Source organism: Pantoea sp. GbtcB22, from assembly GCF_019091025.1.
GTDB lineage: Bacteria > Pseudomonadota > Gammaproteobacteria > Enterobacterales > Enterobacteriaceae > Pantoea > Pantoea leporis.
Window position 1 is genome coordinate 1 of sequence record NZ_JAGXKB010000625.1, and the last position, 244, is coordinate 244.

Consider the following 244-nt stretch of genomic DNA (forward strand, 5'->3'; position numbering starts at 1 on the left):
CCGCCCCAGGCCAGCGGCCCATTCCGACGCTGCTCTTCCGTCGCGTGCGCCAGATGGCGCTGCGTGACGTGCGAGATTTCGTGCGCCATCACCGACGCCAGCTGGCTTCCGTTATCGGTATAGCGGAACAGCGATGAATGCAGCACCACGTTGCCGCCAAAGAAGGCGAAGGCGTTGAGTTCGTTGTTCTGGATCAAAAAGAAGTGGAACGGCGTCCGCACCGAGTTGGCATGCGCCACCAGTC

At 61.9% G+C, this 244-nt stretch carries 1 protein-coding gene; it reads right to left on the reverse strand.

The window, feature by feature from the left end; translation table 11 throughout:
* On the reverse strand, window positions 1-244 hold a 244-nt coding region (locus KVT28_RS26180; protein WP_217551192.1), incomplete at both ends, for a M48 family metalloprotease.